General features: G+C 43.1%; 19 protein-coding genes. 3 read left to right on the top strand and 16 right to left on the bottom strand.

The window, feature by feature from the left end:
- From HNQ56_RS02185 to HNQ56_RS02110, 16 genes are all read right to left on the bottom strand, one after another.
- A complete protein-coding gene (locus tag HNQ56_RS02185) occupies window positions 1–681 on the bottom strand; it encodes an ABC transporter ATP-binding protein (RefSeq protein WP_429142310.1) in 681 nt (226 codons plus the stop codon).
- 74 nt (window positions 682–755) lie between these two features.
- Complete coding sequence (locus HNQ56_RS02180) at window positions 756–1,940, bottom strand: sensor histidine kinase (protein WP_429142308.1); 1,185 nt, start codon at window positions 1,938–1,940, stop codon at window positions 756–758.
- Window positions 1,937–2,608, bottom strand: coding sequence for a response regulator transcription factor (locus HNQ56_RS02175; protein WP_429142306.1), 672 nt, complete (start codon window positions 2,606–2,608; stop codon window positions 1,937–1,939). The genes HNQ56_RS02180 and HNQ56_RS02175 overlap by 4 nt, the downstream gene beginning before the upstream one ends.
- A gap of 149 nt (window positions 2,609–2,757) precedes the next feature.
- The gene (locus tag HNQ56_RS02170) at window positions 2,758–4,560 is read right to left on the bottom strand and encodes a M56 family metallopeptidase (RefSeq protein WP_429142304.1); all 1,803 of its coding nucleotides are present in this window, start codon (window positions 4,558–4,560) and stop codon (window positions 2,758–2,760) included.
- Window positions 4,561–4,616: 56 nt separating this feature from the next.
- Complete coding sequence (locus HNQ56_RS02165; protein WP_429142302.1) at window positions 4,617–4,979, bottom strand: BlaI/MecI/CopY family transcriptional regulator; 363 nt, start codon at window positions 4,977–4,979, stop codon at window positions 4,617–4,619.
- 281 nt (window positions 4,980–5,260) lie between these two features.
- Window positions 5,261–6,022, bottom strand: coding sequence for a Fic family protein (locus tag HNQ56_RS02160; RefSeq protein WP_429142300.1), 762 nt, complete (start codon window positions 6,020–6,022; stop codon window positions 5,261–5,263).
- Between the two features lie 76 nt (window positions 6,023–6,098).
- Window positions 6,099–6,920 (bottom strand): CPBP family glutamic-type intramembrane protease, encoded by an 822-nt coding sequence (locus HNQ56_RS02155; protein WP_429142298.1) that lies wholly within the window; start codon window positions 6,918–6,920, stop codon window positions 6,099–6,101.
- A gap of 14 nt (window positions 6,921–6,934) precedes the next feature.
- Window positions 6,935–7,903 (bottom strand): phosphotransferase family protein, encoded by a 969-nt coding sequence (locus HNQ56_RS02150; protein ID WP_429142296.1) that lies wholly within the window; start codon window positions 7,901–7,903, stop codon window positions 6,935–6,937.
- 170 nt (window positions 7,904–8,073) lie between these two features.
- A complete protein-coding gene (locus tag HNQ56_RS02145; RefSeq protein ID WP_429142294.1) occupies window positions 8,074–8,634 on the bottom strand; it encodes a hypothetical protein in 561 nt (186 codons plus the stop codon).
- Between the two features lie 139 nt (window positions 8,635–8,773).
- On the bottom strand, window positions 8,774–9,076 hold the full coding sequence (locus HNQ56_RS02140) for a hypothetical protein (protein WP_429142293.1): 303 nt from the start codon (window positions 9,074–9,076) through the stop codon (window positions 8,774–8,776).
- A 240-nt stretch (window positions 9,077–9,316) separates the two neighbouring features.
- Window positions 9,317–9,568: a DUF5131 family protein gene (locus tag HNQ56_RS02135; protein WP_429142292.1), complete on the bottom strand. Its 252-nt coding sequence runs from the start codon at window positions 9,566–9,568 to the stop codon at window positions 9,317–9,319.
- A 117-nt stretch (window positions 9,569–9,685) separates the two neighbouring features.
- Complete coding sequence (locus HNQ56_RS02130) at window positions 9,686–12,979, bottom strand: TrmO family methyltransferase domain-containing protein (RefSeq protein WP_429142290.1); 3,294 nt, start codon at window positions 12,977–12,979, stop codon at window positions 9,686–9,688.
- Window positions 12,980–12,995: 16 nt separating this feature from the next.
- On the bottom strand, window positions 12,996–13,907 hold the full coding sequence (locus HNQ56_RS02125) for an AraC family transcriptional regulator (protein ID WP_429142288.1): 912 nt from the start codon (window positions 13,905–13,907) through the stop codon (window positions 12,996–12,998).
- Window positions 13,908–13,925: 18 nt separating this feature from the next.
- Window positions 13,926–15,356 carry a 23S rRNA (uracil(1939)-C(5))-methyltransferase RlmD gene (rlmD, locus tag HNQ56_RS02120; RefSeq protein ID WP_429142286.1) on the bottom strand — a complete coding sequence of 477 codons (1,431 nt, stop codon included), beginning with the start codon at window positions 15,354–15,356 and terminating at the stop codon, window positions 13,926–13,928.
- A 52-nt stretch (window positions 15,357–15,408) separates the two neighbouring features.
- The gene (locus HNQ56_RS02115) at window positions 15,409–16,353 is read right to left on the bottom strand and encodes a 3'-5' exoribonuclease YhaM family protein (RefSeq protein WP_429142284.1); all 945 of its coding nucleotides are present in this window, start codon (window positions 16,351–16,353) and stop codon (window positions 15,409–15,411) included.
- 418 nt (window positions 16,354–16,771) lie between these two features.
- Complete coding sequence (locus HNQ56_RS02110) at window positions 16,772–18,160, bottom strand: S1C family serine protease (RefSeq protein WP_429142282.1); 1,389 nt, start codon at window positions 18,158–18,160, stop codon at window positions 16,772–16,774.
- 384 nt (window positions 18,161–18,544) lie between these two features.
- Here HNQ56_RS02110 and HNQ56_RS02105 point away from each other — a divergent pair, with 384 nt between their 5' ends.
- The 3 genes from HNQ56_RS02105 to HNQ56_RS02095 are packed head-to-tail and all read left to right on the top strand — an operon-like array spanning window position 18,545 to window position 23,144.
- Window positions 18,545–20,923 carry an endonuclease MutS2 gene (locus HNQ56_RS02105; RefSeq protein WP_429142280.1) on the top strand — a complete coding sequence of 793 codons (2,379 nt, stop codon included), beginning with the start codon at window positions 18,545–18,547 and terminating at the stop codon, window positions 20,921–20,923.
- A gap of 25 nt (window positions 20,924–20,948) precedes the next feature.
- Entirely contained in the window at window positions 20,949–21,677 is a 729-nt protein-coding gene (locus tag HNQ56_RS02100; protein ID WP_429142278.1) for a response regulator, read from the top strand.
- A 54-nt stretch (window positions 21,678–21,731) separates the two neighbouring features.
- Window positions 21,732–23,144, top strand: a complete 1,413-nt coding sequence (locus HNQ56_RS02095; protein ID WP_429142276.1) for a sensor histidine kinase — start codon at window positions 21,732–21,734, stop codon at window positions 23,142–23,144.
- Window positions 23,145–23,189 lie beyond the last annotated feature (45 nt).

The following is a 23,189-nucleotide window of genomic DNA, read 5'->3' as shown; positions in this document are numbered from 1 at the left end:
TCACCTCCTGCGATTGTCTGCAATAATACGGCCATCCTCAATCGTAAGGATGCGATCTGCTTCCAAAGCAATTTTTTCATCATGGGTGATCAAGAAAATTGTCTGTTTCAGATTGCGGTTTGACAGCTTTAGAAGATCAACAATCTCTTTTGAATTCTTTTGGTCAAGATTTCCGGTCGGTTCATCTGCCAGCACAAGTGCAGGCCGATAAATCAGAGCCCGTGCAATCGCCACCCTCTGCTGCTGTCCGCCGGAGAGCTGATGCGGCAGCGCCTCCAGCTTATCTTCAATCCCCAATATGCGGATAATGTTATCAAAATACTCCTGATCCGGCTTTCGCTTATCAAGAAGCATTGGCATGAGGATGTTCTTTCTGACAGTCAGGGTAGGAATAAGATTATAAAACTGATAGACCAACCCGACCTTTCTTCGCCGGAAAATTGCAGCATCGGCAGCACTCAGTGTTCCAATATTAACACCATCCACCACAACCGTACCTTTTGTCGGACGGTCAACGCTCCCCAAAATGTGAAGCAGGGTCGATTTTCCAGAACCGGATGAGCCAATGAGCGCGACAAATTCTCCCTTTTCAATGGACAGATCAATGCCATTCAGGGCAGCAACACGGTTACTCCCTTTCCCAAAGATCTTTTCCACATCATTACATTTCAGTATCTCCATAATGGACCTCCTATGACATTGTTTCTTACTGTTCTTCTCTGAACAGTTTTATCATAGCAAAGTAAAGTGACATCTTAGTGACTGTACATGCGTATTTCAAAACAGGCACCACCATTTGGAATGTTCCCGGCACTGATTATTCCATTCTGCATTTCGATGATTGCTTTTGCCAGAGAAAGCCCAATCCCTATCCCGCCATCTTTTGCATTCTGGCCGCGATAAAAGCGTTCAAAAAGATGCGGAAGATCCTTTTTGGCAAAGCCCTGTCCCTCATCCCATATCCTTATCTGTATATATAAAGGATTCTGCTCATAGGAGCAGTGAACTGTCTTTCCTGCCGGAGTGTGCTCCATACAATTTTTGAGCAGGTTCATGATTGCTTCCATTGTCCAATCTAAATCTGCAGTCATTTCGATTTCACCCATATCCGGAATATCAAGCGAAACTCCTGCTTGTACAAACAGCTCCTGCAGATTATCAGCAGCAAGCGTAAGAACTGTAAATACATCCACCGCTTTTAGTTCCAGTGCAAGTGTACCTGCATCGATGCGTGACAACAGCAGCAATGCTTCCTCAAGATGTGTCAGCCGTCTCAGCTGCTTCTGGATCTGTTCCAGGTATTCTAGGGAAGGATATTCTTTCATCATCTGGGTAGAAAGAGAGATCGCTGTTATGGGTGTTTTGAGCTGATGAGCTATATTGGAGAGATTTTCTGCAAAATTGCTTTTCGCTTCCAGTGCGGCATCCTTTGTCTGGCTTAATGTCGTCACCGTTTTGTATATCTCGTCCTGCAATCTGGAAAAATCATCTTCAGATACTTCCAGAAGCACCTCCTGCCTTCCCATATTCACTTTTTCCAAATAACCGGTCAATGCTTTTATGTGTAAAGCTTCCTTTCTATGCCAGTACCAGAAAGCAAATAAAAACAGAAAGCCGCCAATCACAAAGCCACATACGGCAAGAAGGACTATGTATCTTTGAGGGAATTTAAAAAAATCAGACTCCCGGTAGCCTAAGGTCCGCAGGATGTTTTCATCTTCCTGTACTGTCTGTTGGTTTTTGTGTTCCTTCAAAATCTCCAATATTGTCTGTGTTGTCTCTGGCCGTTCTTCCATTACTCCTTGACAAATACTCCCCATCATCTGAAACTGCATATGGCTATAATAATTTGTCAAAAACACTGCCGTAAAAGATACTGCAATCAGGCTCACAGACAGCACAAATATCACTGTCAAGCCTGTACTTTTTCTCCCGTTCATACTGTGTCCTCCATGCGATACCCAAAACTCCTGATTGTTTTCAAGCAGGAGGGCTGATGAAGCTTTTCTCGCAGACGCTTCATGGTGACAGTCAGCGTATTGTTATTCACATAGTTTCCGTTATTGTCCCATATCTGTTCAAGCAGTCGTTCTCGCGTGACCGTTTTCCCTTTATTTATCAGTAAAAGCAAAAGTAATTGATATTCAGCCTGACTTAAGCTGATTTCTTCCCCGCCGCAAAAGACCATCATCCGGTTCCGGTCAAGGGAAACAAATCCGCAGGAAAGATAATTGTCTGACACATTACCTGCCCTGCGGAGCAACGCACAGATACGAGAATACAAAACATCCAGTTCAAAGGGCTTTATTACATAATCATCCGCACCATTCTGAAATCCGGAAACAATATCACAAGCATCATTTCGAACAGTCAGAAAAACAACCAGAAGCTCAGCCCATCTTGAGCGAATCCATCGGCACAGCATATCTCCCCGTCCATCCGGCATATTCCAATCCACCAGGACTATCCCCGGCACATGATTCTGCAGAGCCTGCCTTGCTTCTGCAATCGTTGAAAATATGGAAACTCTACAATTCTTCTGCTCAAGGTACTCTTTTACAACCCGAGTAATATTTTCATCATCCTCAATATAGTAAACCTCAGTCATCCTTCCGCCCCCATTTTACGATATCTCAAACGTCCATCTGTTTTTTCGCATCTCACGAAACAATCCAAACTCCCGCTATTTTCACCGTTCGAAATCCATATTACAGCCTTGATTACCTAAATTATATTTCGGAAGTTTAAAAAAAGCAACTATAGCACAGTAGGTACTGGAACAATGGGTTCAAGTAAAGATTGAATTGCAGGCTCCAATCCTAACTTACCTGAAACTTCTCCCGTCCAAAGAGTTCCAACAAGTTTTAATGAATCGCTATTTCGCAATACAACAATGAGTGGCCTTCCCATGCTGCTTGCTTCTTTAAGCCATCCCTCCTCATCTACATCCATTCCGCCAGCCAAAACTACTTTACTCAAATCTTCAGGAAGTAATCGGTATTCCAATGCATAAACATCAATGGGAGCATCTGCCAAGCTATCGAAGGTTTCTATTAACTCCAACCGTGTTATCTTACTATCGATTATATTTACTTCCGGGTTTGATTCATAGTTTACAATATCTTTATTTATAAATTCCCATGCAAAACTGGTGATTTGACCATCCATGTTATCATCCTTCGTATTCAATTTTATACCTGCGGCTTCACCATTACTATCACTTAGTTTCTCTAACCTAAATAGCCAGCGAATATGGCGGTTCTCCTCATTATCGTACCCTACTGCCAATAATACATCTCCGTTTTTTAGCTGAATCACCAAATAGAAGGTCTGGTTATCATCGTTGGGATCTGCCAGGTAAATCAGTTTTGCTTGGCTGATTGCTTCATGAGCCTTGTCATAAGGCGGATTGAACAGTGCGTATAACTCCTTTTTGCTAATTTTATAAGTGTATAGCCCATTGTGCATATTCCAATCTTCGTCAGTGATCTGTTTACTGTAAAGCTGATAGTCCGATGAAATAGAGTACTGAGGTGCGGTATCCAATGTATAACCAAAGGAGTACATAGGTGCTTGGTATAGAATTTCTTCAACTCGATAGGATGATCCATTAAATGATGGTGAAGATATAGGATTTGTCATAAATCCAATTCCAACTGCTGCCATAATGATAATTGAAAAAACAATTACCCAAAATCGTGGCTTTTTATAATTTAATACGTTTTTTATTCTCCCTTTTACATTTCCCTCGCCAAAAGCAAGGGGACTTCCATTTAATATATGAGTTCCAGCAGCAAGGGACAATAGTGAATTCGTATAAGGCTTTTTAATTTCTTCATTCATTTCTTTCAGTACTCTTTCGTCACAAGAAAGCTCCATATCTGTACTCATTAACATGAACGCAATCCATACAAGGGGATTAAACCAGTGAACGGACAAGATCAGAAAAGCTAATATTTTTATTATATGGTCTGTTCGATGGATATGGGTCTGTTCATGTAACAAAATATAACTTCTTTCTTCAGCTTTAAGTCCAACCGGTAAATATATCTTAGGTCTTATCCATCCAAGTACAAATGGAGTTTTCATATTCTCAGCTTCGAAAATATTCTTCTCTATCAACTTTGCACTTTTTAGCTGTCCTGTTAATTGTAAAACGGACACTAAACTGTAGATAAGTAATACAATGATTCCTAGAACCCATATACATGCTCCTATTTCTATATAAATCTGTAACGGATTTACACTTGCTCCAGTAGCTGGTCCAGGAAGTGATTTACTTAAGAATGAATCAACTACTTCTATCCCACTATTAATCTGTGGATTTTCTTGATAGATGATATCATGGGGGATTGGTACAGTATTTGTATTCCATGGCATAAGACTAAATATGCTTTCAAAGGAGAATGGAATTATAAGGCGAAAAGCAACCACACTCCATAATGCATAGGAGATGACTTTGGGAGCTTTTTTAAGTAGCAGCCTGATAAGTATTACAAAAAGGATAACATAACTTGCCGTAAGGCTCATATTTAAAACAGTAAGAAATAGTTCACTCATTATTACACCTCCCAGTCCAGCGGATCATTTATTTTGAAATTAACGAAATTTCTATCTTAACTGGACTTGTGTTCATCAATCAATCTTTTCAACTCTTCAGCCTGATGATTACTTAATTTTTTACCACTGATAAAAGCTGTTAGAAATTTCGGCAAAGACCCTCCAAAGGTATCTTCAACAAAATGTATACTTTGTTTAGCATAATATCCATCCTTTGAAATCAGAGAAGAAACCACTGCATTTTCATTTTGAAAAATACCCTTTTCACATAACTTTTTAAGTACTGTATATGTTGTGGACTTTTTCCAATTCATCTCTTTTTCACTTAGCTTCACAAGATCGCCGGAACCAATCGGTTCGTTCCGCCAAATTAATTTCGCAAATTTTTCTTCACTTTCTGCAAGTTTATATTCCTTCATGATAAACCTCCTTGGTCTATTCAGTATCGACTATATTATATAGTCTATACTCAATAGACCCAACTGTCAATGATGACTTTTAAAAAATTTTGCAGAAATAAAGGCCGTAAGTGGTTCTATGTTTTAATGGAATCTACTTATGACCTTACAAATTTCACACCATTCCTCTATAATGACCGAGATGGTCTTTAAGAACATAGGCAAGGAATTTAAATACTAATCCCCAAAAAATAGCGTCCTTTGGTTTTCCAAAAACCATAAGACGCAAATTTTTGCTTTATTTATTGTTGCCGGCTCATATCCTGGCTGACCCCGGTAGTAAGCTCCGGAAAGAAGTAGGATACCATCACCTCGTACTGATCCTGTGCTGAGAGGCAGGTATCTGTAAGATATCCCTTTTCTGTCTTATATTGATTCAGTCCCCGGTAGTAAAACAGCTTATGTGCCTCATCGATAATAAAAGGCAGGATATCATTTTTCAGGCATTCCTTAAACATTATGACCCGGCCTACCCTCCCATTGCCGTCCTGGAACGGGTGGATACATTCGAACCGGTAATGGAATTCGAGGATGTCCTGTATCGTTTTATTCTTTTTTCCATGGTAATCGGCAAGGAGCTTCTGCATCTCTCCCGCCACCTTGGCGGGAGATGTCGTTTCTTTATCCCCGACCATATTTTCTCTCGCTTTATAATTACCGACACGGAACCATTCCTTCCGCTCGTCCGAGGTATTCCGTTTCAACAGCCGGTGGAATTCCTTGATCATTTCCTCGGTCAGCTCTTCATCCGCATGGGTGAGCATGTAGTCAAAGCAGGCAAAATGATTCACTGTCTCAATGATATCGTCCACATCCGCCGTTTCATCCGGCTGCGTGTTTATGGTATTGGTTTCATATATATAACGGGTCTGATCCTCCGAAAGGCGGCTGCCTTCGATCCGGTTTGAATTGTAGGTAAGTTTGATCTGTGTCTGGTGATACAGACTGCCTTTGAGCTTCATCTCCTTTTCTTCCCTCAAAAGCTCCAATAATCGTTGTTTCATTTGCATCCCCCCCTTTCTGCTTCTTAGCATCTATTAGTATACCACAATTTTACTATGCTTTCATCTGCAATCTTATCTAAATCGGAAAAATATCTGGGAGTCCAAAAAAGCAAAACCGTATAGCATCAACCGTTCCATGAGCAATCATAGCTGACGCTATATCACGCTTCCTTTGTAAAATCGCAAAGGGAAGCGCAAAAATAACCAAGTACAGAACCACACTTATAATTCCGGATACAAAGCCTTGGTTGATAAATGTATCCGGAGTATGTATTAATACATGGGGAACCATCATCATAAACCAACAAGTAAAATTTTCACGCTTATTTTCAATACTGCCTCTCAATAAACTGAGGCAGAATGCAAAAAACAATGTTCTCATGGCGATCTCTTCGAGTATGGCAGGGCTAAGTGCCACGAGAAAATTCATGATATGAATGCTAAATTTGGGCTCATTACTTGAAATCATAAGAAAATAATTTATAGTGCCCCAGATAACACCGGCCCCCAGTCCCCAAATCAAACTGGTTACTATGCTTAATTTTTCCTTTTTATTTATTATTTGTAAGCGTTTTTCCCCGTAGCTTTCAAATGTACTAAAGACAGCAAAAGACGATAAGACCGTTACAGCTACGGCTAATACCGATGACATCCCGCCTGTTTTAATATACGATAATAAAACCAATAATCCAAGCAGGGCTGAAACCATCATGCTTTTCCGACTTGGGAGTTTATGTTTTAGTAATAAAAAGGCCGACAACAGCATAGCCCATATATCCATGACAAGCCACATTCTCTGCGCTGCTCCCCAAACTCCTTTCACAACCAGATTAACACATAACAACACGATGAATATAGCAAACATAATCCAAATAGCTTTAAGTGACTTATGTAACATGTTTCTATCCCTCCTTAACGGGATGATATTTTCAATAGCTCTCTATATTTCTCACCCAATAATGACGTTGCCCAGAGATAGGAATCGGCTGTTTCGTATCCTCGATAAACATGTTCCTGCGCAACAATCATGAGCAAATAGAGATCATACCATAGAATCCTTTGTTTTTCTTCGTTTGTGAATTCCTCAATTTCGTATCCCTTTAAAAAGTCAGCCGATTGGGCATAGGACCGGAATCCTACTTCCATAAGCGAATCGCCCCACAGGCAACGCTCCCAGTCAATTAAGCCTGTAAACTTTCCATCATCAACGAAGATATTGCCGTCCCATATGTCCCAATGCACTAGACGTGGTGTTAAAATACTCTGGAATATTACCCGATTTTTTTTGAGTAATTCGAGTAGCTCACTCGAGGAGATGGTGAGGTCAATATTTTCTTTCTCTGCATCCATTAGTACCGTTTTTATCATTGCAGAAAAAACATCAAACCAGTTATCACCTTGCAGTTCCTTTTGGCCGGGATAACCAAAACTATCATTTGTTATTTGGTTAATCTCTTTATTTAAAGAACCCACCAGATGATTAATATGGCTTATTTGCTCAGAATTCAGGGAAGACTTTTGAGAAGATAAGCTTTTTCCATTTATCCTTTTCATAAAAAAATAAGGAGAGCTGCAAAGTGTGCAAGAGGAATCATAAAACTCCACTTCCGGCAATGGAACTTTGGTTTTTTGTGCTGCCAATTGCATAGCGCGTACTTCCGCTTCCATAATATTCTTTTCATAAGTCATGACAGTTACTTTAGGGTCAGGGGCTATCTTGAGTATACTTTGACTTCCATCCTCAAAAGAAACTTGGTAAGCGATATTGAAATAGCCTTCTGTCAACTCTTGTATGTTCTTCAACTTTCTTTTCGGAAAGGCATTGCGGGCCAGCTGCATAAGTGTGGATTTACTTTGAATGTTTTTTGTTAAGTATGTCATATTACCTCCTTTAATCATTGTCAATCATGTCCTTTGTAATCGCTAAAAGGCATTCCACAAAAACAGAAAGAGGAATACGCATCCCCACGCATTTCCGGTGAATTCCTTTACCAGCAACATACCATATACAATAATAAATATGGTAAGCGTTTCTATCATACCTTCGGCAGTCACACCGATTGCACCATGAATAAGGATACACAGCACCGCACAAACAAAGGCCCCCCAGTTAAGCCATCTTGATTAATTTTATCACTGATTACCACATAATTAAAGCCTTCAAAGAACCCCCAAGCGAGGGCAGTTATCAGTATCCCAATAATGTTTATGGGAAAGCCGCTTAATAATACATCTTCCGTCGTCCAAACAGATTGAAACGGCAAATAGCTCGTTATTTGCCCGGTGGACAGCATATAAACAATATAAGGGACAAAACATAGAGAACATAGAACAATAGATAAACCAGCTCCTTTTTTATTAAGACCATAAGTAAGGAGATTTTCTTTTCTGAAAATTGACACAACAACAATACCTAAGCCTGCTAAACCAAATTGAAATACGGCACCCAAAAGCACACGTAAAAGGATATTGATGTCATTATTTTTTATAACCATAACAAATTGATCTTGGAGTGCCGTATAGATTACAAGCACTGCTAAAGATATAATAGCTATAATCCATAGATCCACGTCTACTTTTCGTTGTTCTAGCGTTAATTCTTTTTTTGTCATATTGCCCTTCGTATTCTTTATAGAGCAGTTTCGAACCCTATTTATTATTTTATAAGAATGATTTCCTCGTCCACTTATCCATCGTTTCGAGTTGCTCGCCATCTGCATATTCTTACTCTCTAAGTTCAGGTGGAACCTCCTATTTAATGTTTTCTCTAAGCCCTCTAATCAAAAATATTACTAATATGATGATCGCAATAGCCATTATTAATAAAGGGGGAATAGTCAAATTCCTAATCCAAAGACCAGGATTATCTATTCCATGAGCTATGAGTTTCTCAATAAATATTGGAACAATTAAGGAATACAGCTTTTCTATAAGCAATAAAATAAAAAAGTATAATCCACCTCTATACAGAATGTTCTTCTTAATCCCCTTGGCACATACTATAATACCTATTACAGAACAAATAATAATCAAGATATTCAAAACTAATGACATCTTCGTAACCTCCAACACTTATATTAATTTATATAATAATCAAGGTAAACAAATCACATACTAAACATTCAAAGTTACTGTTCTTATATGCCGATAAATCAGCTGAAGTACCTTCGTTTGCAATTTGTATTGCCCACCCTTGACAAAGTGCGTACCGCATTGACGAAACTCAAAGGAAACATTATTTCGGATGCATTGCTCCCTAATATCCAATACCCAGCTATAATCCAGTATTCTCGCTTAAGAATCAGATTCTCCACCCACTACAACAAGTTCGATGTCGTTTAAGTATTGTTCAATATGTATATTCTCTAAAAGTGGTTGTGCCGTTATACACTTGTGCTTTATAGGAAGTGATTTCAAAATCTCCAGTTTATAGTCTGCATTTTTCTGATTCTCAACCGTACAGCATACCACAACATTGTCATAGCCATCTCCCCAGTCATCGGGAACGCATCTAGCAAAACGTTCAATTCTTTTTGTCAGAAACAAAAATGCGCAGTCTGTTCTTTCGAGGCTTTAATCCCCGCATCGTATAGTTGTTCTATCAATATATCCAGTTTTATTTCACAGAAGCCATTTCTAGACATTCTTTACTTTGAGTTGGCTTCAACACCATCCTTCCTTTAATAGATACCCTCCTTTCTCTCCGCCTTCAGGTCCTAATTCGATAATATAATCTGCCTTTCTGATGATCCTCGGATTGTGTTCTATCACAACAACTGTCGCACCCTTCGATGTAAGTTCACGGATAATAAAGCTCAGCTTATCAACGTCAGCATCATGAAGCCCCGAAGTTGGCTCATCCAGAATATAAATCGTACCATCAGCCTTACTGTCACAAAGCTCTTTTGCCAGCTTGATTCTCTGAGCTTCACCTCCTGATAAGGTTGCTGCACTTTGCCCAAATTTGATATACGAAAGTCCAACCTTACAGAGCATATCCAATATTTGATATATACTGGATTCATTTTTGAATATTTCTTTAACTTCTCTGATTTCCAAATCAAGCAAGTCAGAAATCGAATATCCCTTATGTTTTATTTTCAATACAGATTCTATATATCTCTTACCCTTACACTTATCACAGGGAACATAAATATCCGGCATAAAATGCATTGGAATTGCTATTTCACCGGCACCCTTACAAGCTTCACACTGTCCCTTCGGACTATTGAAGCTAAAATGCTCTTTTGTTAGTTTCGTTTTTTTTGCTTCGCTTAACTTGGAGTAATAGTCTCTAATCAAGTCAAAAGCTCCGGTATATGTGCCTGGGGTAGATCTGGAGTTTTTACCAATAGCCTTTTGGCTGACGTAGTATACATCAGAAATACATTCAACCCCTGATATGCTATCATACTCTCCACCTGTATCCACGCTTTTTCCAAGTGCCTTTACTATGGCTGGAAACAATGTTTTTGAAATCAGACTGCTTTTCCCTGATCCGCTAACTCCAATGACACAAACAAATTTATTGAGAGGTATGGAAACTTCAATGTTTTTAAGATTATTTGCTCTTGCACCCTTTAGTACAATTTTTTTATTTTCTTCAATGTCTGCACTCCTAACGGAGTATTCGTAGTCTTCAATTTCATGTATCCTATTCTGTTCAACCATATCTGCGCTTAATAACTGACCACCGTATTGTCCTGCGCCGGGACCGATCTCAATCAAATAGTCCGCCATTTGAATCAATTCTTTTTTATGTTCAACGACAACAACCGTATTTTTCAGCTTTTTCAAGTTCTGAATCGCTTCAATCAAGAAAAGAAAATCTTTTGGATGCAACCCTCTGGAAGGCTCGTCCATGATATATAGAATATTAGAAAGCCCCGACCCAAATTGATTGGCTATTTTCAGTCTTTGCGCCTCTCCACCGGACAAGGATGGGATACTCCGGTCCAAATTAATATATCCAAGTCCCACTTGTTCAAGTTTCTTGAGTTTTGCGATTATTTTCTTTAAAATATCTCTACATTTTTCTCGACTGTTCTCATCAAGGTTTCCATATGTGGAATGGCACCATTTCCGCAATACAGTAATGTTCATTTTCGCAGCTTCCGGATATCTCGTGCTGTCTATGCTTACCAATCGACCCTCTTCAAGCAGCCTTTCACCTTTACATCTACTACATTTTTTATTTACAATAAATCTATCAATATGTTCCATGGACTTTGACGTACTATTTTCAACTAGTAGTCGCTGCAGTATATTGATCACGCCTTCGACTGGTCTAGTAATTGTACCACTTCTACCGTTGGTATTTTCATAATTCAGTGTTACCGGCCGTCCATTGCTGCCATAAAAAATTTGCTTCTTGTATTCTTCTGACAAATCTTTAAAAGGCACCTCCAGATCCTCGTTCATATCAATTGCCAACGCCAGGACCTCGCCCTTCATCCAGTTAGCATTAGGCTTTTCTCTATGTTTTCTCAGGTTCCCCCACCATGGAGAGGCTCCGTCCATAATAGACAACTCAGGATTCGTCACAATTAAATCAACATCTACCTGGAGCTCCTCTCCAAGACCTTTGCAGACAGGGCACATATACTCAGGATGATTGTAATTGAATACAGCCGGAGTAAGCGTGAAGAAAATCGTACCACAGGTATTGCAGACATTATTCCCCGGAACGATTTCATTACAATTCGGGCAAACCCGCTCCCCAATTGTAGCAAACAGCAGTCGCAAGTACTCACCGACTCTCGTAACGGAAGCAACGGTTGATCTCGGATTCATCCCCAAGCTTTTCTGCTCAATCGCAATTGAAGGTTGAAGCCCGGTAATTTTTTTGACCATAGAATCCTTTAAATCGGTTCCCATGAATGCATTTGGTGCAATCAAATCCATAAACTGTTTCTGGCTTTCATGATATATGGTGTCAAAAGCAAGGCTTGATTTTCCACTTCCGCTTACGCCTGTTATTACCGTAATTTTTTCTTTCGGAATCCTGATAGTTATATTTTTCAAATTGTGAATTGAGGCACCCTCAACGACAATTTCATTTGAGTCCGTATCTTCCTGCTCAAAAATTTCATTACGATCCAATTCTTCAAAATAGTATGAGCTCCCATCAAACGCTGCATTATTATCAACAAATGTCTCTATATCGGGAATATCATGAAATACTTTACGATCGGTCCAGTGACCAACCCATTCCGGAACCTTCGCGCCGCAAATATCTATTTCTTGATATGGCACAATCTGCAGAATCATAGAGTGGGCAAATCCGTCAAATCCCAAAACCGAAATACTCCGGTTATACGGATCGATTGATTTGACTTTTACAATAGTAGATGCTAAAGGATTGGGTCTTACGGGTGATCTTGTGGCAAACACACCGCATCTGGGAGCGTTGTCATAGGGAGGATTACACATTGAATGACTTCGATACCGCTTATTATCAAAACGGTCAAACCACCATATCACTCTCAGAAATGCTCCTTCTTTTATCTGCTTAATGGATTTTGTAATTGCATCTGCTGAAGCATTTTCCGACTCCTGAAACTGAATGACCCCACCATTATGCGCGCTGAGAAATTTTCCTATCGGTTTTCCCTTGAATAATAACGGTTCAAGATCTTTCTCTCTCAGAACGATCCCCTTGTCATAGCCATCGGCTTTCTCTTCACAAGGGAAATAGGGTTTAATGTCTACCAGCTCACCCACAAGCCGATTGTCATCAGATTCTATAAGCATTTCACCGGTTCTTCCCTGTATATTAACAATCCTTGCTAAATAACAATTGAAACCATGATTCTCCTTTGTGAATACAACGCAATGACTGAAATGATCTAAATTAATTAAAGCGTCTTTAAAATCCCTTTTGATCGTAATCGTGATCCTGTTGCTTTCCGGATCAAATTTATGATTCCCTATTTCCTGAAACTCTACCTTTTTCACCTGATATCCGCCTTTCCTACAGAGGGGTTATCGGTATGAATATTTCAACAACCCTCCTTGTATGATCATCTTCTTTTTCTTGCAGTGGATAATACTCAAAGCAAAGCCTGTCATCAGGTAAATACCCACTGTCCGGAAGCCACCCGGAAATCATGTAATTCCATGCACCCTGATATTCATCTGCTCCAAGCAGAAATCTTCCGACAGCATATCGACCACCTGCAAGCTCCATACAACCAAACTCACCCTGATTAGCCACTTCATCTTTAATGGACATGCATACGCTCAATCTTAGCTTTTCTTCCGCTGTCAAATCACTATAATCATGATACACGACAAACCACTTTGTCTCTTGCCTTACCAGTTTGTTTCTGTCAGCAAAAAAATACAGCTTGGTAAAAAGCTTGGAAAACAAGTCAGAATTGCCTTTATATGCACCGGTATATCTTGTGTATAGTACTTTAAACGGCTCCACAATTTGAATCGTGAGTTCAATAGGATTATTGTAATACGAATCATTTGTGAATACTTTTCCATTCGTGCGATTTTCATTAATCATTTGATTGATTTCTAAATCATTCATATTCTTGATCTGACTGGCATTCAATTGATATTCTTCTTTTAATGCTTTTGCAAAGGATGCTTGATTTGAAAAGCCAACCGAAAGTGCAATATCCTGTATTGTTTGTTTTCGGCTGCTTCTAAGAAGAAAAATCGCCTTTTCAAGGCGAAGTCTTTTAACAAAGCTGTATAAGCTTTCGGATGTGAACTGCTTAAAAATCCTTTGAAAATGGTACTCGGAAAAAAACGCAATTTTAGAAAGCTTCTGAACACTGATTTCTTCGTCAAGATGCTTTTCTATATAATCCTGAACTGTATTTATTTTTTCAATATAGATTTGCCTTGATTCATTTACTGACGCTTCCATATTACTCCCCACTTTAGGTCAATCCCCTATGTCATCTATATTTTCTCCCTTTTTTCCATCCTCCACACCACTGCGCTGCATCAGAATCACGCACTCCACATGGGTCGAATGCCCGAATTGATCTACCGCTCTCACCTTCACCAATTCAAACCCTCTCTCACACAGATACTTCGCATCCCTGGCCAGGGTTGCCGGATCGCAGGAGATATACACCAGCTTCTCAGGCTCCATCATGACAATCGTATCTAACAAGCTCTGGTCACATCCCTTTCTCGGAGGATCCACCACAATCACATCGGCATAAATATTCTCTTCCTTATTCTTTGCCGGAAGCACTTCCTCCGCTGCCCCGACAAAGAACTCCACATTATCAATCTGGTTCAGCTCAGCATTCTTCTTCGCATCCTCAATTGCCTGGGGGATAATCTCTACCCCGTAGACCTGCTTCGCCTTCTGTGCCAGGAACAGAGAAATCGTACCAATCCCGCAATACAGATCCCATACCGTCTCATCCCCCTTCAGATCGGCATATTCCAGAGCAATCGCGTACAGCTTCTGTGTCTGAACCGGATTCACCTGGTAAAATGACAGCGGCGAGATCCGGTATCTTATAGATCCGATATAATCCGAAATATACGGCTCTCCCCAAAGAGGTATGACCTTGTCCCCCAGAATCACATTCGTGCGCTCCCGATTAATATTCAGGCAAATACTTTTCATTCCGGCGATTTTCTGTAATCCCGCAATCAGCTCGTTCTCATGGGGCATCCGTCCGCCGTTAAGCACCAGGCATACCATCACTTCACCGGTCTTAAATCCTACCCGGATCAAAATATGACGAAGCAGCCCCGTATGATTTTCTTCATGATAGGGCTCAATCCGGTGCTTCTCCAAAAAGGAACGCAGGAATGTAATAATCTCTTCATTCACCCTCGCTCCGATATAGCAATGACTGGTATCAATAATCGAATGGGTCCGCCCCGCATAAAAGCCGATGGCAAGGCTGCCGTCCTTATTCCTTCCCACCGGATACTGGGCCTTGTTGCGATAATAATAAGGCTCCTCCATTCCGCAGATAGGCTCCATCGTAAAATCATGAAAGCCCCCGATTCTGGTAAGGCAGCCTCGCACTTTATTCTCCTTATACTCCAGCTGCTTTGCATAATCAATATGCATCAGCTGGCAGCCGCCGCAGCGCGCAGCAATGGGACATCTGGGCTCCACCCGGTAGACGGAGGGCTCCAGCAGCTTTACAAGCCTGGCATAGCCGTAGCTTTTGCCCGTCTTCATCACCTGAACCAGCGCCCGGTCTCCCATGACAGTATCCTTGACGAACAGCGTATATCCCTCATACCTGCCGATGCCCTCTCCCTCGGAGCCGATATCCTCAATTGTAACCTCGACCTGATCATTCTTCTTCAATACTGCTGCCATAGCACTCCATTCCATACTCCATCTTTAAACACAGCTCCGCATCACCGGAGCTGCCCTTCTCTGCTTCCTATCCCTTTGTACTCCGTCTGATATTCGACTCAAAAAGCTTCTGATATCCCAGCCATTCCGCTTTAGGATCTGACATTAACAGCTCTGTAACCGTCTGCATCTTCGCATCCGTATTATCTGCAAAATGCAGTGCCATGGCCTCTGCTATGGCCGGCTTCTTAGGGGAGCCATATTCCAGTTCCCCATGATGCGCCAGAATACAATGCACCAGCTCATTGGAAAGCTTGGCGGGGAATTTATTCATCGTCTTTATATGGTTTCTCACCATACTGGCTCCAATAAAGATATGCCCCAGCATCTGACCGTCATCGGTATAATCATTGGCAGGAAAATCAGACAGCTCCTCCATCTTGCCGATATCATGAAATAAAGCGGCAGTAATCAGCAGATCCCTGTTCAATACAGGATAACTGGAGGCATAATATTCACAAAGCTTTACCACACTCAGGGTATGCTCCAATAATCCGCCGACAAAGCTGTGATGTACACTCTTTGCCGCAGAATGGGTCTTAAAGTTTTTAACAAATTCCGTATTTTTAATAAAGAAATCCTCTGCCAGGGCTCTCAGATTCATATCCTTAAGACCAAGGACAAATTCCTTGATTTCACGATACATTACTTCTACATCTTTAGTTGTCACAGGAAAATAGTTCTCTGGAGAGTACTCCCCTTCCCTGCCCTTATAAATTCTGCTGATATTGAGCTGGAGCGCATCTTGGAAGCTGGTCACTCTCGCATCAATATGTACAAAGTCCATGGCCTCATACTGCTCTATCTCACTGCTAAAGTCCCAAATCTTGGCGTCAATGGTTCCCGTCTTATCCTGCAGCAGCAAGGATGCATATGTCTTGCCGCTCTTGCCGGTCAAAATTTGCTTTGACTTACACAGATAAATCTCATTCTTAATAAAATCATTCTCTCTTAAATCCTGAATATACCTCATTCTTCTATACCTTTCTAATTCATCACTTTACACTTCCCGTATCCTATCATCCGCAGATCAGGAACCCAAGGGTATTATACCATAGTCGCAAGCTCCTATGGTATGGCACTCCGTGCCAGGGTGTGCACTCCCTTCGGTCGGCACGGGTATAATATCTGTGGATATTATACCATGTCCGCAAGCGTCCATGGTATGGCACTTCGTGCCAGGATGCGCACTACGCTTCGCTCCGGCGCACACGCATAAATGCGTGAGTATAATCTCTATCGACATTATACCTTAACCCCCAGAATATATAAAGCACTAAATTGCACCATCCCTAATTTAATCGTTACCGTTCAGTCTGCGGCAGAGAGGAGACCATAATAAAAGGATGCTATTCCGATGAATTCCCATCTTCCTAACATCCTTCCTTCTTCTATCTTTGTTTCTCCGCAAGAGTAACCTTAACTTCCAATTCCTTCTGGCCTGCTCCGGTGGTTCGCTGTATTTTAACCGATACCTCCTCCCCCGGAAGAAGGGAAGAAATTACACTGTAGAAATTATTCGTATGGGTTATGGTCTGCCCATCCACCTGGAAAATGATGTCTCCGCTCTGTATCCCTGCCAGGAACGCCGGGGAAGCCTCCCGGACTTCATTGACATAGATTCCGGCAGTTATCTCAAATTCCTTCTTTACCGCATCGGGCATGTCTATGGTTTTAACTCCAAAATATACCCTTGCCCGCCGATTGCTCATATTGGTCAGAAAGGTCTTTAATTTGCTGATACCGATTGCCGTACTAAGCCCCGCATCCATCTCACCTTTCAGGGTTCGGGTAATCAGACCGACCACCTCGCCCTTCATATTCACAATAACGCCCTCGCTGTTCTCATTGTCGGTAATATCCGTATTGAACAGATCCAGCTTGTTATCCGTAATATAGGCATGGCTGTTTCTGCTGGAAACGATCCCTGTCTCCATGGAACCGGTATATCCGTTGGGGCTGCCCAAGGCCAAAATCGGGCTGCCAACCGTCAAGGTGTAGGATTCCCCCAGCTTTGCCACCATAAGGCCGCTCATATAAATGGGCGGGATCTTCTCCAGAGGAACGGCAATCACCGCCAGATTCAATTCTGTTTCATAATCCTGAAGAGTGGCATCCACTGTAAAGTTATCCGAAAATCTAACCTGAATAATATCGGCATCCTCAATTCTCTCCAGACTTGTTAAAATCAACAGATCAACATTATTGTTATGGATAATCAGACCGTAGGTCTCCTTAGCCAGCTCTACACTCGTCCCGAACCATACATCTGTTTCATCCGTAATTCCCACCACCGTAACGATGGATTTCTCAACCTCTGAAGATATCTTGCGTAATCCGTTGAAGATACTGGTATAGTCATCCACATCCGCATCGATAGGCCGTTCTATAATCACAGTCTCCGGCTCCGGCTGTGTATCCTTCGGGGCATCGGTTACAAAGTTCTTTGTCTCTTCTCCCTTTTCCCCCTGCTCTTCACCGTCCTTGGATTCACTCTGCTTCTCCCCCGGCTCCCCTGTCTGCGCATTGGCCTGGATACCGTGGTCATCGGGATTCAAGGTAGGAAAATCCGCGGGTGTCTTTGTCTCCTCTTCCTTATGCAAAAGCCCATACAATCCTGGTTCTGTCAGCACAAAAGTAATGGCAGCGATCACTCCAAATACAACTGCCAGACAAACCGTCATTATGATGGGCATGATTTTTTTCCGTAATTTCTTGCGCTTTTTTTCGATTACCTGCTCTTTGATAAATTCAAAATCCTTTTTATCGCTCCCAGACATCCTTATTCTCCTTCAAGAGACAAATTACCAGTAGGATTCTTATAATACTTATGTCCTATTTTAGCAGTTACATATGAACATAATATGAATTATCTGTAAACAAACACTTCTAAGATTATGACACATAACCCCAGTAATTTCAATAGCAATTGTGCAAATTGCATAATATTAGTTACCGTTCAGTCTTTGGGCACAGCCGGATCGGATTTCCCCCCTGCACAGATTGGACGACACAAGACCAGGTTCGTATCCGGTAAAAGATTCTCCTAATTCATAAATTGTAGTTTTATTTTTTTACAACATAAGGTAGAATAGATATAGTATCTTTAAACCACAGGAAGAACGCTGTCCCAGTACAGCTTACAGAAAGGCTTGAACCGCATCATGAATGAGAAAGCATTAAGAACCCTGGAATATAATAAGATTATCGATAAATTATCCTCCCTGGCCGGTACCGGCTACGGAAGGGAGCTGTGCTCCCAGCTGCTGCCGCAGACAGATCTGGAGACGATCCGGGCCCTGCAGCAGCAGACCAGCGATGCGCTGTCCCGGCTGCTGCGCAAAGGAAGCGTCTCCTTTAACGGGATTCACGACATCCGTCCCTCCGTTATGAGGCTGAAGATTGCCTCCTCCCTCAGTGCGGCGGAGCTTCTGCATATCAGCTCCGATCTGGATGCCGTCCTGCGCATCAAGGCCTATGGGGGATATACCGGCAAGGATAGCGAGGCCATGACAGAGGATTCCCTAACGGAGTTCTTTGCCAACCTGGAGCCTCTGACTCAATTAAATAACGAAATCCGCCGCTGTATCATCTCGGAAGAGGAGATTGCCGACGATGCCAGCCCTGCTTTAAAGAGCGTCCGCCGGGCTATTAAGAATGCCAATGACAAGCTTCACAACGAATTGGGCTCCATCCTCAATTCTTCCCGCAACCTGCTTCAGGAGAATATTATTACCATGCGTAACGGAAGATACTGCCTTCCTGTCCGCTCCGAATACAAGAACCAGTTCCAGGGAATGATCCACGATCAATCCTCCACCGGTTCCACCCTGTTCATTGAACCGGTTGCCATCGTCCGCCTGAATAATGAGCTGAGGGAACTGGCAATCCGGGAGCAGGAGGAGATTGAGAAGGTACTGGAGGAACTCAGCAGTCAGGCCGCAGAGCATTGTGACAGCCTGAACTATGACTTCCACACTCTGTCCATGCTGGATTTCATCTTTGCCCGAGCCGCCCTGTCCAAGCAAATGAAGGGTACCGAGCCCCGCTTTAACCAGAAGGGGCTGCTGCATATCAAGAAGGGCCGTCATCCCCTGATCGATGCCAAGAAGGTGGTGCCCATTGATATCATGCTGGGCAAGGATTTTACCATGCTGATCATCACCGGCCCCAATACCGGCGGTAAGACCGTCAGCCTGAAGACAGTGGGACTGCTGACCCTTATGGGCCAGGCGGGGCTTCATATCCCTGCCTTTGACGGCTCCGAGCTGGCTGTATTTGAAGAAGTATACGCGGATATCGGAGATGAGCAGAGCATCGAGCAAAGCCTCAGCACCTTCTCCTCCCATATGACCAATATTGTAAAGATACTGGAAAAGGCAGATGCCAATTCCCTGGTTCTCTTCGATGAGCTTGGTGCCGGAACCGATCCGACCGAGGGTGCCGCTCTTGCCATGTCCATCCTGTCCCATCTTCACAGCAGGGATATCCGGGTTATGGCTACCACTCATTACAGCGAGCTGAAGATTTACGCCCTGTCTACCGAAGGGGTATCCAATGCCTGCTGTGAATTTGATGTGGAGACCCTGCGTCCCACCTACCGGCTCCTAATTGGTATTCCCGGCAAGAGTAATGCGTTCGCCATTTCCTCGAAGCTGGGACTGCCGGATTATATCATTGCGGACGCCAAGGAAAGAATCGGACACCAGGAGAAGAGCTTTGAGGATCTGATCAGTGACCTGGAGGCAAACCGTGTGACCATCGAACGGGAGCAGGAGGAATTAGCCAGGTACAAGCAGGAAATCGAGCAGTTAAAGAAAAACCTTGCCCGCAAGAGTGAATCCCTGGATGCCAGCCGGGAACGTCTTATGAAGGAGGCCAAAGAGCAGGCTGCCGCGGTTCTTCAGGAGGCCAAGGAATTCGCAGACCAGAGCATCCGCCGCTATAACAAATGGCTCCAGGAGGGCGGTCATATTAAGGATATGGAAAGTGAGCGGGCAGACTTAAGAGAACGCTTAAGCGGAAGTGAGGCTCCTCATTCACAGCGGAAGCAAAAGCCGGACAAGGCTCCTTCCGCCAATAAGCTTAAGATCGGAGATTCGGTCAATGTCATCAGTCTGAATCTCAAGGGCACCATAAGCACTCTTCCCAATGCCAAGGGGGATCTCTATGTCCAGATGGGCATCCTGCGCTCCCTGGTGAATATTAAGGATATCGAACTAATTGACGAGGAGGTTATCACTGCCCCCGGCTATAACAAGACCCAGAGCGGCAAGATTAAGATGTCCAAGTCCGCTACCATTCACCCGGATATCAACCTCATCGGCAAGACAGTGGACGAGGCTCTGTCCGAGCTGGAGAAATATCTGGACGATGCCTATCTGGCTCACCTGCCCCAGGTAACGGTAATCCACGGCCGCGGCACCGGAGCCCTGCGAGGCGCCGTCCATGCCCGCTTAAAGAAGCTGAGCTATGTAAAATCCTTCCGCCTGGGTGCCTTCGGTGAGGGCGGCGAAGGCGTAACCATAGTTGAATTTAAATAAGTTTTTGTATTGGAAAGGAGTCTCTATGATTGCAAAGCAGAAAATACTGATTGTAGATGATGATGTCAATATAGCAGAGCTTATATCCCTTTATCTTACAAAGGAATGCTTTGATACCCGGATCGTACACGACGGCGAGGCCGCTATCCATGAATTTGCTTCCTACCAGCCGAATCTGGTGCTCTTAGACCTGATGCTGCCGGGCATCGACGGCTATGAGGTATGCCGCGAGATTCGCAAGACCTCCTCCGTTCCCATCATCATGCTTTCCGCCAAGGGTGAGATCTTTGACAAGGTCCTGGGACTGGAGTTGGGGGCGGATGATTATATCATCAAACCCTTCGATTCCAAGGAGTTGGTGGCCAGAGTGCGGGCTGTGCTGCGCCGTTTCCACCCCGGCAATGCCAATGCGGCGGAAGAACCCGAGGCTCCCGCCCCTACCGGCGACTATGTCGCCTACAGAGATCTGATGATTAACCTCAGCAATTATTCCGTCCAGTATCTGGGCGAGAATATAGAAATGCCGCCAAAGGAGCTGGAATTACTGTATTTCCTGGCGTCCCACCCCAATCAGGTCTTCACCAGAGAACAGCTTCTGGATCACATCTGGGGTTATGAATATTATGGGGATACCCGTACCGTGGACGTTCACATCAAGCGTCTGCGTGAGAAGATCAAGGATCACCAAGACTGGAGCCTGGGGACTGTCTGGGGAATCGGATACAAGTTCGAAGTAAAGAACCAGAAAAAATAACAGGAATAAAAAAGACAGGAACAATTGAGATAAAAAAGAAAGGCGGTGAATACCATGAAAAAGACTCTCTGGTCCAGATTAATCATCTGCTTTCTTCTGACCGGCTTCATGGTGTTTCTGCTTTTGAATACATACGGTATGAGGCTGCTGGAACGGCGATTGAAGGACAACAAACAGGATCAGCTGCTGGATGAGGCCAAGCTGATCGAATCCGAATATATGGCCAATTTCTATAATTCTGAGATGTCCCTGGGCAATCTTAACGTACCATTGCGTTCCATCGACACCTTTCTGGGCATCCGTGTGTGGATCGTGAGCTCCAAGGGAATCATTATGGCTGATTCCTCCTATTCCAGAAATGCACAAGGGCGGGACATCAACGAATTTGATCCCTCCCTTCTGGAGCGTACCATAACGGAAAATGTGTATTATGAGGATATTTTCTATGAGCCCATGCTCAGTCTGACCCACCGGATCAACGTGAACTTCCGGCTTAGGGGCTATATCATTTTGCATACCTCCCAGAAGGAGATCACCAACGAGACCAATTATTATCTGGATGTCATAAACATCTGCTTTCTGGTCTTCCTGCCCATGCTCTTCCTGCTCTTTGTCTATATCTACTACATTACCGCAGTTCCCATGCGAAACCTGATGAAGGCCGCCAGGGAGTACTCCTCCGGCAATTATAGCTATACCATTCCTTCCAGGGGACTGAGCGAATACCAGGAATTAGGAGCCGCTGTCTCCTACATGGCAGGGGAACTGAGCAAGCTGGATGATTACCAGAAGAAGTTCGTGGCCAATATCTCTCATGACTTCCGTTCCCCCCTTACCTCCATCAAGGGCTATGCCGGTGCCATTCTGGACGGAACCATTCCCCATGAGATGCAGGACAAATATCTTAATATCATTTTATTTGAGACGGAGCGTCTGACCAAGCTGACCTCCGGTCTCCTGGAGCTCAACAGCTTTGAAAACAACGGAACCTTTCTGGATATCACGACCTTTGATATTAATCATATCATCAAAAAAACCGCAGAAGCCTTTGAAGGCGCCTGCAGGGATAAAAAAATTACCTTAAACCTGGTATTCTCCGCCAGGCAGACCTATGTCAATGCAGATATGGGCAAGATACAGCAGGTGCTTTACAATCTCATCGACAATGCCATCAAGTTCAGCCATGCCAACTCCAAGATCCGGGTCAGCACCGAAGAAAAGGGGGAAAAGGTATTCGTATCTGTTAAGGATTATGGCATCGGAATCCCGAAGGATTCCATCAAAAAGGTATGGGAACGCTTCTACAAAACCGATGTCTCCCGCGGCAAGGATAAGAAGGGCACCGGCCTCGGGCTGTCCATCACCAGGGAGATCATCCAGGCACACAATGAAAATATCAATGTAATCAGCACCGAGGGTGTGGGAAGCGAATTCATCTTTTCCTTAGCCATGGCTCCGGAGGAATAATCTCCGTAATTACATTTAAGCCGGGAAGGGGCGGCAAGACATCCT

The sequence above is a fragment of the Anaerotaenia torta genome (assembly GCF_050433395.1).
In the GTDB taxonomy this organism is placed as follows: domain Bacteria; phylum Bacillota; class Clostridia; order Lachnospirales; family Lachnospiraceae; genus Mobilitalea; species Mobilitalea torta.
Note: the sequence above shows the minus strand (reverse complement) of the source record. Positions and strands in the feature narration are given on the sequence as shown.

Bases quoted from the DNA above. Each gene is read 5' to 3' on its own strand.
- rlmD (WP_429142286.1), bottom strand. From the start codon at position 15,356: ATGGAATGGAGTGCTATGGCAGCAGTATTGAAGAAGAATGATCAGGTC.
- HNQ56_RS02100 (WP_429142278.1), top strand. From the start codon at position 20,949: ATGATTGCAAAGCAGAAAATACTGATTGTAGATGATGATGTCAATATA.
- HNQ56_RS02160 (WP_429142300.1), bottom strand. From the start codon at position 6,022: ATGAAACAACGATTATTGGAGCTTTTGAGGGAAGAAAAGGAGATGAAG.
- HNQ56_RS02110 (WP_429142282.1), bottom strand. From the start codon at position 18,160: ATGTCTGGGAGCGATAAAAAGGATTTTGAATTTATCAAAGAGCAGGTA.
- HNQ56_RS02165 (WP_429142302.1), bottom strand. From the start codon at position 4,979: ATGAAGGAATATAAACTTGCAGAAAGTGAAGAAAAATTTGCGAAATTA.
- HNQ56_RS02155 (WP_429142298.1), bottom strand. From the start codon at position 6,920: ATGTTACATAAGTCACTTAAAGCTATTTGGATTATGTTTGCTATATTC.
- HNQ56_RS02185 (WP_429142310.1), bottom strand. From the start codon at position 681: ATGGAGATACTGAAATGTAATGATGTGGAAAAGATCTTTGGGAAAGGG.
- HNQ56_RS02170 (WP_429142304.1), bottom strand. From the start codon at position 4,560: ATGAGTGAACTATTTCTTACTGTTTTAAATATGAGCCTTACGGCAAGT.
- HNQ56_RS02140 (WP_429142293.1), bottom strand. From the start codon at position 9,076: ATGTCATTAGTTTTGAATATCTTGATTATTATTTGTTCTGTAATAGGT.
- HNQ56_RS02095 (WP_429142276.1), top strand. From the start codon at position 21,732: ATGAAAAAGACTCTCTGGTCCAGATTAATCATCTGCTTTCTTCTGACC.
- HNQ56_RS02150 (WP_429142296.1), bottom strand. From the start codon at position 7,903: ATGACATACTTAACAAAAAACATTCAAAGTAAATCCACACTTATGCAG.
- HNQ56_RS02175 (WP_429142306.1), bottom strand. From the start codon at position 2,608: ATGACTGAGGTTTACTATATTGAGGATGATGAAAATATTACTCGGGTT.
- HNQ56_RS02125 (WP_429142288.1), bottom strand. From the start codon at position 13,907: ATGGAAGCGTCAGTAAATGAATCAAGGCAAATCTATATTGAAAAAATA.
- HNQ56_RS02105 (WP_429142280.1), top strand. From the start codon at position 18,545: ATGAATGAGAAAGCATTAAGAACCCTGGAATATAATAAGATTATCGAT.
- HNQ56_RS02115 (WP_429142284.1), bottom strand. From the start codon at position 16,353: ATGAGGTATATTCAGGATTTAAGAGAGAATGATTTTATTAAGAATGAG.
- HNQ56_RS02145 (WP_429142294.1), bottom strand. From the start codon at position 8,634: ATGACAAAAAAAGAATTAACGCTAGAACAACGAAAAGTAGACGTGGAT.
- HNQ56_RS02180 (WP_429142308.1), bottom strand. From the start codon at position 1,940: ATGAACGGGAGAAAAAGTACAGGCTTGACAGTGATATTTGTGCTGTCT.